Genomic DNA, 12,750 nt, shown 5'->3' on the forward strand with positions numbered 1-12,750 from the left:
GCTGTACCATGGCCTCCGGGCGTTGCGCCCGCACGATGCGCGGCGGCGGCTTCAGGCGCCGAGATCGATCAAAGCCACCCCGAATTCGGCTCGTTTGCGGCGGCGCAGGTGAGCCGGCGCTTCCACCACCGTGATTTCCAATGTCGGCAGAACGGTGCCCTCGAGGAGATGACCGCCTCTCGTCGTGCCATCGCTCAAGCCAAGCACGGTGTGGACATGAAGACTTGGCTTGCCGTCATCGCCCGTGGCAACGTCGCCGATCGCGCTCAGGACCTCGCATTGTTGCTCGACCGGGATTTTTCGATAGTTCTTTGCCTCCAGGTCGAACCAGCCCACAGCGGCGCTTTGGAACGCGCCGATCGCGGTCAGGGAAGCGCTGCCGATCTTCTGGTCCACCGCGAAGCTGGTCAGCGCCGAAAATGCCTCTTCGCCCGGGTCGAGCACCACCACGAATGTCCGTTGGCCGTTCGCCTCGTTGACGAGTCGCGATTTCATGGCGGCGTCCGATCCTGGAGGTCGTTCAATGGGCGTGGTGTTCGGCGTTCCTTTTGCGCGTCGCCGCCGCCTTCTTTGCCCATTCTGATCGGCTGGCGGCCGATCGGGAAGCCGACGCCTTGCCGCCGGTCTTGCCACCCTTGTGCGCCGCTGGATGACCGGTGTGCTTGCCGCGCCCGGAGCCGCCTTCTTTCTTGCCGCCACCATCGTCCTTGTTGACCGTCGCCCATGCGCGTCGCTCGGCTTCCTTGTCGGAGACGCCGCGCTTCTCATAGCCTTCGGCGATATGGTCGGCCTTGCGTTCCTGCTTGTCGGTGTACTTGGATTTCTCGCCTCGGGGCATGATCGTCTCTCCTTCTCGATGGAGGTTGAACGTCAGGTTAGCGCCAGGGTTCCAACGCGGGCGGCAAACCGGCCGTTCCTGACATCGCCCAGGACCGTGGCCGGCTGTTACGCCTCGGGCGCCGTCGCGGGTGCCGTGTAGCGCCGGCGGACAGCATCCAGAACCCGCTTGCGGCTCTCCTCGGCCGAGAGCTTGCTGTCCTTTTCCGCCTCGGCGGTTTCGCGGGCGAGGTCCTTGTCCCTGATCTGCTGCCGGAACCATTTCGAATAGTCGCCCGCGCGCAGATGAAACTCCCAGGTCTTGTCGTCTATGCCTTCGGCCATCTGGGCAAAGATCATCAAGTTGTGGGCCCTCAGGTTCATCGCGTCGTCGGGACCACGGAAATAGAAGCTGCCGGTCTCGTCGATCTGGCCCTCGGCATATTTGCGGCTATGGCGCTTGAGCGACTGGCGAGGTTCGATCACCTTGACCGTCTTGATTTTCTTGCCCGGTCCCGGGCGCCAGAACAGAACCCGGTCGCCCTTCGGGGTGGGAATGTCCTTGGGGGCCTCGATGCCGGTCTCGCGGCAGAAGGCCTTCACCACGTCCTTCGCCTTCGGGCCAAGGGCGATGACCGCCGTAACCAGACGCAGGGCGTCGGTCGAAATTGCTTCGGGATGGACGGTGATCAGGATCGTGCCCGGCAGTTCCAGGGAGAGCACCGAGCGCGTGTCGTCGCGCCGCTTCGGAAGAAGATGGTGCGCCTCGTCGATGACCAGCCAATGCGGCCTTGCGGTGCGGCGGCGGAAGCTGCCGAGGCCAGGCAGCAGGTCGGCAAAGAAATCGGGCCGTTCGTTGACACGCAGCGCCAGCCCGTTGACGACGACATTGCTGTCGGCCTTGGCGATCAGATCCAGCACCTGCGCCTTTGTCGGCGCGCTCGATCCGTCCCCCAGCCGAACGGCACCCTCGAGGCCATCATAGTCGCCCTCGGGGTCGAAGACGCAAAACTGGAACCGGCTCTCGACGAAGCGTTCCGTCAGTGCCGTGGCCAGCGTGGATTTGCCGATGCCCGAACTGCCGGCGATGAGCACGGTTTCGGTTGGCGACAGATAGATGTCATCGCCACCCGACGATCCCAGGACAATGCCGTCATGACGCTTCGGCACAATCCCGTGGTCGCGCTTGATGAGCTTGTCGATCAGTTCCTCGACGCCTTTGCCGCGTGCGCCGCGCGTGACCAGGTTTGCGGTGCTCTTGACCGCGGGAATGGCATTGTCGACCGCAACGCTGCAGCCGCAGGCCTGCAGGAAGGCATGATCGTTCTCGGCGTCGCCCACACCCACCACATTGTGCGGCGACAGGCGAAGTTCCTCGAGCGCGGCCGCCAGCCCGGTGGCTTTGTTGACGCCGCTCGGCAGGATCATCACCGCGCCTTTGTTGAAGATGATTTCGAGTTCGAGCCCCATCTTCTTGATGACGTCGAGCACGGTCGCCTGATGTGGCTCCCAGGTGGCGACGATCGACCGTCCCACCGAAAGCGGCTTCACCCCCTGCTTTTTCAGTCCGGCGACGAATTTGGGCTCCGGCGACGGCGAGATCACCCGCTCCTCTTCGCTCGCCGGCGTGTAGATCAGGGCGCCGTTCTCGGCGACGACCTTGTCGAACAGGCCGATCTCGGGAAACACGCGCTTGAGGTCGGGCAATTCGCGTCCGGTCACCAGAAGCAGTTTGCGGCCGCTTTTCTTGAACCGCTCCAGCGCGGCGAGCGTCTTCCCTGAAACAGTCCCGTCATGCGCGAGCGTTCCGTCATAATCCGTCGCCAGGGCAATGAAATACATTGCGCCGACCTCAATAGCCGCCGACGATCGGCAGGATTTCGCCGGTGATGTAACTCGAGCAATGCGCAGAGGCGAGGAACACATAGGCGGGAGCCAGTTCCTCCGGTTGTGCCGGCCGTTTCATCGGCGTGTCGGCGCCGAATTTCGAGACGTCGTCGGCTTCCTTGTCGGACGGATTGAGCGGCGTCCACACCGGACCGGGCGCGACCGCGTTCACCCGGATGCCCTTGGCGATGAGATTGCCCGAAAGCGCACGGGTGAAGGCATGGATGCCGCCCTTGGTCATCGAATAGTCGACCAACTGCTTCGAGCCGTCTATGCCCGTAACCGAACCGGTGTTGACGATCGCCGAACCCGGCTTCATGTGCGGCACGGCTTCCTGCGCCATATGGAAATAGCCGTAGAGATTGGTCTTCAGCGTCGTGTCGAAATGTTCTTCGGTCAGGTCGCCGAAGTCGCTGGAATGGATCTGGAAGGCGGCGTTGTTGACCAGCACGTCGATGCGGCCGAATGTCTTGACCGTGGCCGCCACGGCATCGTGGCAATCCTGCCGTTCGCTGACGTCGGCCTTTATCAGAATGCAGCGCCGGCCTTCTTTTTCGACGGCGGATTTCGTCTCTTCGGCGTCCCTGTCCTCGGCCAGGTAGACGATCGCGATGTCGGCGCCTTCGCGGGCGAACAAAACCGCCACCGCGCGGCCGATGCCTGAATCGCCGCCTGTGATGAGGGCCACCTTATCCTCGAGTTTGCGCGATCCGAGATAATAGGGCGCATCATAGAGCGGGGCTGGCTCGATCGCCCATTCGTGCCCGGGTTTGGCGTGATGCTGCTTGGGAAAGGGTGGCTCGGGATAGGCCCGCGCGCCAGCCTGCATGGCGTGCTCGACCTTGCCATTGCGCTTGGCTTTGTCCTTGGCATCGATGCCGCGCTGGATATGGCGCTGCTTGGCGGCTTCACCGCCCGTTTGTGACTTCGTCTGCATGGTCTTGACCTCGGCTAAAGAGAGTTCACGCGCGGCAGACGACGGGTCTGCGCGACGCATAGGCAGTCAGGGGTATCGCCGCACGCCCTTGTCAGTCCTTGACGTAGGCGCCGGGTTGGCGGCCCGACCTTGGAGCCTTCGCGTCCTTCGAATGCTCGGAGATCGCCGGGCCCGCGCCGGATGTCTTCTCCGTTGCGGGGCTGGGTGTCGCCTTGCGAGGCGGGTTCTGTCCTTCTGACTGATGTGTCTCTTCATTTGTCTGGTCCGCCGGTCGCGTAAGCCCCATTCCGCCTGCCGGCGGCTTGTTGCCGGCTGCGTCAGACGAGAAATCATCGTTCGGATCCGGGCCGGTCCTGGCGGGATACTTCCGCGCGCCGGTTTCATATTCGGTTCTGTCGCGTGCCATGGCTTCCTCCGTTTGTGGCTGAACGGAAAACAGCCGCCGGGCGATCAGGTTCCGAACAAACGGTTATCGTCACCCCTTTTCGCCAACGGTCGCCGTCGCGTGCAACGGCTGCAACCACCTGATGGCCTGGCACGTTGAGCCCGAACCCCGGATCGGCCCCTCGCATGCTCGAAGCGCTTTATCTGAACCTTGGTCAGCACGACGCCCTCTCGGATGGAGAGAAGGCGCAGCTCGCCGAAGCCATGTCGATTGAAAGGAACTTTGCCACCGGCGAAGACATCGTCGTGGAAGGCTCCCGGCCGACCTACAGCACGCTGATCGTCGATGGCCTCGCCGCGCGCTACAAGGTGCTGGAGGATGGTGGCCGGCAATTCACCTCCTTGCAGGTACCTGGCGATTTCGTCGATCTGCATGCCTTCCTCCTGAAGACCATGGACCATGGCATCATCGCGCTATCGCCATGCCATGTGATCGCGGCCGACCACAGCAAATTGCGCGCCATCACCGAGCAGGCGCCGCACCTGACCCGGCTCCTGTGGCTGGACACGCTGGTCGACGGCGCCATCCACCGGGAATGGATCGTGGCCATGGGCCGCCGTTCCAAGACCGCGCATCTGGCGCACCTGCTGTGCGAGCTCTTCGTCAGGCTTCAGGTGGTCAAGCACACAAGAGGCATGACCTTTCGGCTGCCGCTGTCGCAGGCGGAACTCGCCGACGTCCTCGGCCTTTCGGTGGTTCATATGAACCGGGTCATCGGTGCGCTGCGCAACCTTGGCGCCATCGGCTGGACGAGCCACATGGTCACGATCCTCGACTGGGAGCGGCTGATGACTATAGCCGAGTTCGATCCGACCTATCTCAGCATGCGACGCGAGCCCAGATGATCACGAGGCTGGTTCGGCCTCTGCGGCTGTCTCGGCAGGGCGAGTGTTCCGCGTCAGCGTCCAAAAACAGAATGCCATTCCTTACACATCGCATGGGAGCGATATAAATATCGGCTGTTGGCGATATAGGAAGTCCATGGATCACGATGCCATCCTGAAGGCACTGGCCCATCCGGTTCGGCGCGAAATCCTGAACTGGCTGAGAGAGCCGGAAAAGCATTTCACCAGCCAGGAACATCCTCTGGAGATGGGGGTTTGCGCGGGTCAGTTCGAGCGTTGCGGTCTCTCGCAATCGACCGTGTCGGCCCATCTCGCCACGCTTTCATCGGCGGATCTGGTGACCACGCGCCGCCTCGGTCAATGGGTTTTCTACAAGCGCAACGATGAAACGATCGCCGCTTTCCGCGCTTCGCTCTCCGATATCTGAACTTGCACTTGCTTGAGAATGAAAGGCATCCGATGACCACACTTTTCGACCCGATTGCGGCCGGCGACCTCGCCCTTGCCAACCGCATCGTCATGGCGCCGCTGACGCGCAACCGCTCGCCGAACGCGGTTCCGGGTGATCTGTCCGTCACCTATTACCGCCAGCGGGCGACGGCGGGCCTGATCGTGACGGAAGCGACGGCGATCTCGCATCAGGGCCAAGGCTATGCGAACGTTCCGGGTCTTTACGCGCCCGAACAGCTCGCCGGGTGGAAGAAGGTCACCGACGCCGTGCACGCCGAAGGCGGCAAGATCGTCGTTCAGCTCTGGCATGTGGGCCGCATTTCGCACACATCGCTGCAGCCGGGTGGCGGCAAGCCTGTCGCGCCGTCGGCGATACGCGCGAAGTCCAAGACCTTCCTGGTCGCGGAGGACGGCAGCGGCAGCTTTGCCGAGACGTCGGAGCCGCGGGCACTGGAGGAAAGCGAGATCCAGGGCATCGTGCAGGACTTCCGGCGCGCCGCGAAGGCGGCAATCGAGGTCGCCGGTTTCGACGGCGTCGAAATCCACGCGGCCAATGGCTATCTTCTTGACCAGTTCCTGCGTTCGGGCAGCAACCATCGCACCGACGCTTATGGCGGTTCGATCGAGAACCGTGCCCGCTTCCTGTTCGAGGTGGTGGAGGCGGTCGTCGCTGAAGTCGGCGCCGGCCGGACTGGCATTCGGCTCTCGCCGGTGACGCCGGCAAACGACTCCTCCGATCCAGAACCCCAGCCCTTGTTCGAACACGTGGCCAAGGAACTTGGCCGCCATGGATTGGCCTATGTCCACGTCGTTGAAGGCGCCACGGGCGGGGCGCGCGATTTCCAGCAGGGCGAGCGGCCGTTCGACTACGCCTCCTTCAAGGCGGCCTATCGCGATGCGGGCGGCGCCGGCGCCTGGCTGGTCAACAATGGCTATGACAGGGAACTCGCGGCAGCTGCCGTGAAGGAGGGGCGTGCCGATCTGGTTGCCTTCGGCAAATTGTTCATTGCCAATCCCGATCTCGTCGGCAGATTGCGGCAGGGCACCGCGTTGAACGCGCCTGACAGCAATACATTCTACGGAGGCAGTTCGAAGGGATATACGGACTATCCGACAGCGGCATAGCGGCTTGCCGACTGAGCCGAAGTTCCGGCGGATAGCGGTCGATCCCGCCGTGCCGGACCTTCGGCCGATCGACCCTTCGGGCAAGGCGATCTCTGTGGATCGGCAAGCCGTTGGCGCAATAATTTGAGCAATACCGGCCGGATGCGTAGCCCATGACACACAAGAAGCAGTTGCGGCTCGGCGCCTTCATGCGCCCGGTCAGTTTACACACAGGCGCCTGGCGTTATCCCGGCGCCTATCCCGATGCCAATTTCAACTTCGCCCATCTGAAGCGCTTCGCCCAGACGCTGGAGGCGGCGAAGTTCGACGCCTTCTTCATGGCCGATCATCTGGCCGTGCTCAACATGCCGATCGAAGCGCTGCGGCGCAGCCATACGGTGACGTCGTTCGAACCCTTTACCCTGCTATCGGCCCTGGCCGCCGTCACCGATCATATCGGGCTGGTCGCCACGGCATCGACGACCTTCGACGCGCCCTATCATGTCGCGCGCCGCTTCGCTTCGCTCGATCATATCAGTGGCGGCCGCGCCGGCTGGAATATCGTCACCACGTCCAATCCCGACGCGGCGCTGAACTTCGGTCTCGACGATCATGTCGAGCATGACGAGCGCTACCGGCGGGCTCGGGAGTTCTATGATGTCGTGACCGGCCTGTGGGACAGCTTTGCCGACGACGCATTCATCCGCGATGCCGAAAGCGGGCTCTATTTCGATCCGGCCAGGCTGCATGTGCTGGATCACAAGGGCGAGCATCTTTCAGTACGGGGCCCGCTCAACATCGCGCGGCCGGTGCAGGGCTGGCCGGTCATTGTCCAGGCCGGCGCGTCGGAAGCCGGACGGCAACTGGCGGCCGAGACGGCGGAGGTCATTTTCGCCGCCCATGCCGACCTCGCCGCCGGACAGCGCTTCTTTGCCGACGTCAAGGGCCGGGCGCAGAAACTCGGCCGCTCGCGCGACGACATCAAGATCCTGCCCGGAGCCTTCGTCATCGTCGGCGACAGCGCCGAGGAAGCACAGGCCAAGCGGGCCAGGCTCGACAGTCTCGTCTATTACGAAAGCGGCATCGCCTCGCTGTCGATCGCGCTCGGGCATGATGCGTCGGGCTTCGACCCGGACGCGCCCCTGCCGGAAATCCCCGAAACCAACGCCAGCAGGAGCGGCCGTGAGCGCGTCATCGAACTGGCGCGCCAGGAGAAGCTCACCGTCAGGCAGCTGGCGCAAAGGCTGGGCGGTTATTCCGGCCTAGCCTTCGTCGGCACGCCACAGGCCATCGCCGACGAAATGGAGGAATGGCTCGTCGCCGAGGGCTCCGACGGGTTCAACATCATGTTTCCCTACCTGCCTGCCGGGCTTGACGATTTTGTCGGGAAGGTCGTGCCCGAACTGCAGCGACGGGGCATATTCAGGCAGCAATATGAGGGATCGACGCTGCGCGAGAATCTCGGCCTGAAACGGCCTCCCAACCGGTTCTTCGGGTAGGACGTCATTCGAGGGGAGCTAGGGCAATGACGACGCTGACGAACACCCGCATCGTGCTTGCGGCGCGGCCGCAAGGCCGGCCGAAACCGAGCGATTTCCGCGTCGAGTCCGTCGCCATCGGCGAGCCGGGGGAGGGCGAACTGCTCTTGCAGATTCTCTATCTGTCGCTTGATCCCTACATGCGCGGCCGCATGAACGCCGCCAGCTCCTACGCCAAGCCGGTCGAGATCGACGGCGTGATGGAGGGCGGCACGGTGGCGCGTGTCGTCAAATCCCGCCATGCCGGCTTCGCGGAAGGCGATATCGTGCTGTCCCACTCGGGGTGGCAGAGCTTTGCCGTGTCCGACGGCGTCGGGCTGCGCAAGCTCGATCCTGCGGCGGCGCCCGTCACCACCGCGCTCGGAGTGCTTGGCATGCCGGGCTTCACAGCTTATGCCGGCCTGCTCACCATAGGACGGCCAAAGGCCGGCGAGACCGTCGTCGTGGCTGCCGCCAGCGGCGCGGTCGGATCAGCTGTCGGGCAGATTGCGCGCATCAAGGGGGCTCGTGCGGTCGGCATTGCCGGCGGCGCCGAAAAATGCGCTTTCGTGCGCCAGGAACTCGGCTTCGACGCGGTCGTCGATCACCGCGCCGATAATTTTGCCGAGCAGCTGAAGGCTGCCTGTCCCGAAGGCATCGACGTTTACTTCGAGAATGTCGGAGGTGCTGTATGGGACGCGGTGTTTCCGCTGCTCAACGAGTTTGCGCGCGTGCCGGTCTGCGGGTTGATCGCGCAGTACAACATCCCTGTGGATACCGGCGCCGACCGGCTGCCGGTGCTGATGCAGCAGGTGCTGCATCGCAGCCTGACGATAAGGGGCTTCATCCAGCGCGAGTTTGTCGATCAGCGCCCAGCCTTCTATCGCGAGATGGCCGAATGGATAGCGTCCGGACGTGTGCGGTACCGGGAGGATATCGTGGACGGCATAGCGAATGCGCCGCAGGCTTTTCTGGGGCTTCTCGAAGGAAAGAATTTCGGCAAGCTCATCGTGCGGGTGGCCGGATAGTCATCTCCCGGGATCGGGCCATTCAGGAGGTGGCTGCCGGAACCGCAAATCGCCTTCTTTAAGGGCGGCCCCCCTGGAAGAAAAATCTTCTCCGAATTCGTCCAATGGCGACCATCAATTCCTTTCGTTCAGCAGCAATGTCTATAAAAACTATGGACATTCTGGTAACCGGTTCGAACACGGAACAAGGCATCCATCATGACCAATTCGGCCATTGTCGGCTTCTCCGGCAATTTCACGCGGCCCTCAAAGACCCGCGGCTTCGTGGACCATATCGTGACCGAGATCGCCGGGCGATACGGCCTCTCCGCCAGCACCCATGACGTCGTCGATCTCGGTCCCAGCCTTGGCAATGCCAAAGGGACGCGCGACCTGGACGAACAGGCTCGCGCCGTTCTCGAGCGGATCCTGGCCGCCGATGTGCTGGTGGTCGGCTCGCCCACCTACAAGGGCAGCTATACTGGTCTGTTCAAGCATTTCTTCGATCTCGTCGACCCGGCGGCCCTCAAGGGCAAGCCGGTGCTGTTGGCGGCGACCGGCGGCGGTGACCGCCACGCGCTGATCGTCGAGCATCAGCTGCGGCCTCTGTTCGGCTTCTTCGAAGCCTTTACGCTGCCGACGGCCGTCTACGCCTCGGAGAAGGATTTCGTCGACGGCGTGCTGGCATCCGAGGCGATCCGGGCCCGCGTCGGCCTCGCGGTGGACGATGTCGGCGTGGCGCTCTTCGGACGGCAGCGCGCCAGGATCGCCGCCGAATAGTGCGCTCCGGAAATATCCACCTCGCACTTGAGGCGCCGGCGATCGATCGCACCGGCCCCGGGACGCGATCTCCAATCCGCCAAGGTTGCCGTGGTCACGGCCGATGCCGTAGACAAGCGGCGGTGAATCACGTTGGCGGAGAAGAAACATGTCGGATCGGATGATAGTCATCTCCGCTGCCAGATCGCATGGTGGTGTGCAGGGCGTCTATTCCCATGCTTCGGATGCCTGCGCCTGCGACATGACTTTTGCCGTGTTCGTGCCGCCGCAGGCCCGTGAAAAGCCTTGCCCCGTCGTCTGGTATCTCTCCGGCCTCACCTGCACCCACGCCAATGTCATGGACAAGGGCGAGTACAGAAGGATGGCCGCGGAGCTTGGCCTGATCGTCGTTTGTCCCGATACCAGCCCGCGTGGCGCCGACGTCCCCGACGAGAAGGACAATTGGCGGTTCGGCTGCGGCGCCGGTTTCTATCTCGATGCGACGCAAGAACCCTTCGCCAGGAATTATCGCATGTATTCCTATGTTACCGAGGAATTGCCGGCGCTGATCGCGGCGGAATTTCCGGCCGACATGACGCGTCAGGCGATCTTCGGCCACTCGATGGGCGGGCATGGCGCGTTGACGATAGCACTGAGGAAACCCGAACGCTTCAAGAGCTGCTCGGCCTTCGCGCCGATCGTGCAGCCGAGCACCGCCGGCTGGTCGAAGCCGGCCTTCGAGAAATATCTCGGCGCGGACAAGGAATCATGGCGACGCTACGATGCCACCTTGCTCATCGAGGATGGTCACCGCTTCCCGGAATTCTTCGTCGATCAAGGAACATCGGATGGATTCCTCGATGACGGGCTGAGGCCGTGGCTGCTGGAGGCGGCCTGCGCCAAGGCCGGCGTTGCGCTGACGCTTCGCATGCAGGACGGCTACGATCACTCCTATTTCTTCATTTCGACATTCATGGACGACCATCTGAAATGGCACGCCCAAAGATTGTTGGATGCTGAGGTCTAATCCCGCAGCAGGTCGAACATCAGCTTGAAGAAGCGGTCCGCGTCGACTTCGTGGGCGATGCGCGCATTGTCCTTTTCACCGCGCTCGCCCCAGAAATCGGCAACCGTCGCGCCGAAAGCATAGGTGCCCGACAGATCGACGCCGATATGGGCCGGACGCGTGCGCACCAGCGTCGGGTCGATGGCGAGCGCCAGCGCCAGCGGGTCGTGCATGGCGCCGCCGACACCCATCGAGTTGCGGTGCAGCTTCTCGTAAAACAGCAGCCAGTCGTTGACGAGCTTGCCGAGCGGCGTGTCGATCGTGGCGAGTTCGGCATATTGCGGCGCCTCGATCAGCACCTGCATGGTGACGTCGAGGCCGACCATCAGGATCGGCACGCCGCTGTCCAGCACGATCTTCAGCGCCTCCGGGTCGCAGAAGGCATTGAATTCCGTCGGCGTGATGATCTCGCTCTTGCGATAGAACACTCCGCCCATCCAGATCAGTTCCTTGATCTTGGGCAGCACATCGCGATGCTTGAGGATCATCAGGCCGATATTGGTCAGCGGTCCGGTGGCGACGACCAGGATCGGTTCCGGCGTGGCACGGAGCTTGTCGGCCAGGAAGTCGACAGCGTGCTGGTCGACCGGCTTGATCGTGGCCTGCGGCAGATAGGGCGAGCCCTCGAGGCCGCTCGGGCCATCGGCGGTGCCGAGCACCAGCGGCCGCGCCAGCGGACGGTGACACCCTTGAGCGACAGGCACGTCGCCGGCGCCGATATATTCGAGGATGCGCAAGGCGTTGGCGGTCGTCTTCTCGACCTCGGCATTGCCGCATGTCGTGGTGACGCCAAGCAATTCGATGGCCGGAGAGCGGTGCGCCATGACCAGCGCAATGGCGTCGTCGTGGCCGGGGTCGCAGTCGAACAGGATGGGAGTTGCAATGGTCATTTTGTCGGTCCTCACGCCGCTTGTTCGTAGCGCGCGATGGTTTGCTTGAAGATGTCCAGGAAGCGGCGGCCGTCGAGATCGGTGCAGATGCGGGTGGTCTTCGGACCGCCGCCGGGCAGCAACTGCCGGCCGCGATGGGCAACCGTCTGTCCGCGAGCGAGGCGCCCGTCCAGCACGACGTCGACGAAGAGCGGTTCGGTCATCGTGGCAAGGGCAGGGTCGAAAGCCAGCGCCACGGTGATGACGTCATCCATCGGGAAGCCGACGAGATCGAAGAATTCGCGCCAGATGTCGATGTAGATCGGAAAGCTGTCGGCGATCATCTCCAGCACGGAATTCTTCCGCGCCACGGCTTGCATGTCGGCGATGTCGTCGCGCGTCAGCATCGAGGCGGCGACGCGGTTGTCCTCGCAGATGTCGAGCGGCACCAGGATCTTGTCGACGTCGGCGTTGAGCACGATGCGCGAGGCTTCCGGATCGGCCCAGATGTTGTACTCCGACAGCGGCGTGATGTTGCCCGGCGTCTGGAAGTTGCCGCCAAGCACCAGGAGCCGCTTCAGCGCGCCCGTCAGGCGCGGCTCCTGCAGCAGCGCCATCGCCGCATTGGTCAGCGGCCCCGTCGTCACCAACGTGATCTCGCCGGGGTTTGCCATCACCGTCTCGATGATGAAATCAACCGCGTGCCCCGGTGTCGCCTGGCGTGACGGGGTCGGCGCCGGCGGATTGAATTTCTTCAGCCGGTCGCCGAAGCGGGCAACGAGCCGCTTCTCGAAATGGACCGGCGCTTCCATGTCGGCCTTCGAATTGCCGACGATCGGCCGCCAGGCGCCGGCATGAACCGGAATGTCGTCGCGCCCGGCCAGCGTCAGCGTGTTGAGCACGACATTGGTGACCTGCTCGATCGGGCCTGCGGCACCTGTAACCGTGGTCACGCCTTCGAGCCGGACATTGGGATTCGCCGCGGCAAACAGCACGGCCAGAATGTCGTCGCCGGCAGAATCCACGTCGAGGATTATGCTTTCCATGA

13 protein-coding genes are annotated in these 12,750 nt (G+C 63.4%); 7 read left to right on the forward strand and 6 right to left on the reverse strand.

Features of this window, described 5'->3' with window-relative positions; translation table 11 throughout:
• Positions 1 to 51 precede the first annotated feature (51 nt).
• From FJ948_RS13670 to FJ948_RS13685, 4 genes are all read right to left on the reverse strand, one after another.
• Entirely contained in the window at positions 52 to 495 is a 444-nt protein-coding gene (locus FJ948_RS13670; protein ID WP_140705182.1) for a PPC domain-containing DNA-binding protein, read from the reverse strand.
• Between the two features lie 25 nt (positions 496 to 520).
• Positions 521 to 838 carry a plasmid stabilization protein gene (locus tag FJ948_RS13675; protein WP_140705184.1) on the reverse strand — a complete coding sequence of 106 codons (318 nt, stop codon included), beginning with the start codon at positions 836 to 838 and terminating at the stop codon, positions 521 to 523.
• 107 nt (positions 839 to 945) lie between these two features.
• The gene (locus FJ948_RS13680; protein WP_140705186.1) at positions 946 to 2,658 is read right to left on the reverse strand and encodes an HAD family hydrolase; all 1,713 of its coding nucleotides are present in this window, start codon (positions 2,656 to 2,658) and stop codon (positions 946 to 948) included.
• A gap of 10 nt (positions 2,659 to 2,668) precedes the next feature.
• On the reverse strand, positions 2,669 to 3,640 hold the full coding sequence (locus FJ948_RS13685; RefSeq protein WP_140705188.1) for an SDR family oxidoreductase: 972 nt from the start codon (positions 3,638 to 3,640) through the stop codon (positions 2,669 to 2,671).
• A 570-nt stretch (positions 3,641 to 4,210) separates the two neighbouring features.
• On the opposite strand from FJ948_RS13685, the gene FJ948_RS13695 reads away from it, so the two are divergent.
• The 7 genes from FJ948_RS13695 to fghA all read left to right on the forward strand — a co-directional run bounded on the left by FJ948_RS13695 (position 4,211) and on the right by fghA (position 10,794).
• Positions 4,211 to 4,930 (forward strand): Crp/Fnr family transcriptional regulator, encoded by a 720-nt coding sequence (locus FJ948_RS13695; RefSeq protein WP_140705192.1) that lies wholly within the window; start codon positions 4,211 to 4,213, stop codon positions 4,928 to 4,930.
• A 136-nt stretch (positions 4,931 to 5,066) separates the two neighbouring features.
• Positions 5,067 to 5,357, forward strand: coding sequence for a metalloregulator ArsR/SmtB family transcription factor (locus FJ948_RS13700; RefSeq protein WP_140705194.1), 291 nt, complete (start codon positions 5,067 to 5,069; stop codon positions 5,355 to 5,357).
• A gap of 32 nt (positions 5,358 to 5,389) precedes the next feature.
• Positions 5,390 to 6,505 (forward strand): alkene reductase, encoded by a 1,116-nt coding sequence (locus FJ948_RS13705; RefSeq protein ID WP_140705196.1) that lies wholly within the window; start codon positions 5,390 to 5,392, stop codon positions 6,503 to 6,505.
• 152 nt (positions 6,506 to 6,657) lie between these two features.
• A complete protein-coding gene (locus FJ948_RS13710) occupies positions 6,658 to 7,983 on the forward strand; it encodes an LLM class flavin-dependent oxidoreductase (protein ID WP_140705197.1) in 1,326 nt (441 codons plus the stop codon).
• A gap of 26 nt (positions 7,984 to 8,009) precedes the next feature.
• Positions 8,010 to 9,029, forward strand: coding sequence for an NADP-dependent oxidoreductase (locus tag FJ948_RS13715; RefSeq protein WP_140705199.1), 1,020 nt, complete (start codon positions 8,010 to 8,012; stop codon positions 9,027 to 9,029).
• A gap of 198 nt (positions 9,030 to 9,227) precedes the next feature.
• Positions 9,228 to 9,788 carry an FMN reductase gene (msuE, locus tag FJ948_RS13720; RefSeq protein ID WP_140705201.1) on the forward strand — a complete coding sequence of 187 codons (561 nt, stop codon included), beginning with the start codon at positions 9,228 to 9,230 and terminating at the stop codon, positions 9,786 to 9,788.
• Positions 9,789 to 9,936: 148 nt separating this feature from the next.
• A complete protein-coding gene (fghA, locus tag FJ948_RS13725) occupies positions 9,937 to 10,794 on the forward strand; it encodes an S-formylglutathione hydrolase (protein WP_224538579.1) in 858 nt (285 codons plus the stop codon).
• Here fghA and FJ948_RS13730 read toward each other — a convergent pair.
• The gene (locus FJ948_RS13730) at positions 10,791 to 11,723 is read right to left on the reverse strand and encodes a nucleoside hydrolase (RefSeq protein WP_140705203.1); all 933 of its coding nucleotides are present in this window, start codon (positions 11,721 to 11,723) and stop codon (positions 10,791 to 10,793) included. The two genes, fghA and FJ948_RS13730, sit on opposite strands and share 4 nt — an antisense overlap.
• An 11-nt stretch (positions 11,724 to 11,734) precedes the next feature.
• Complete coding sequence (locus FJ948_RS13735; protein ID WP_140705205.1) at positions 11,735 to 12,748, reverse strand: nucleoside hydrolase; 1,014 nt, start codon at positions 12,746 to 12,748, stop codon at positions 11,735 to 11,737.
• Between the last annotated feature and the right edge of the window lie 2 nt (positions 12,749 to 12,750).

It is taken from the genome of Mesorhizobium sp. B2-3-12, assembly GCF_006442205.1.
Classification (GTDB): domain Bacteria; phylum Pseudomonadota; class Alphaproteobacteria; order Rhizobiales; family Rhizobiaceae; genus Mesorhizobium.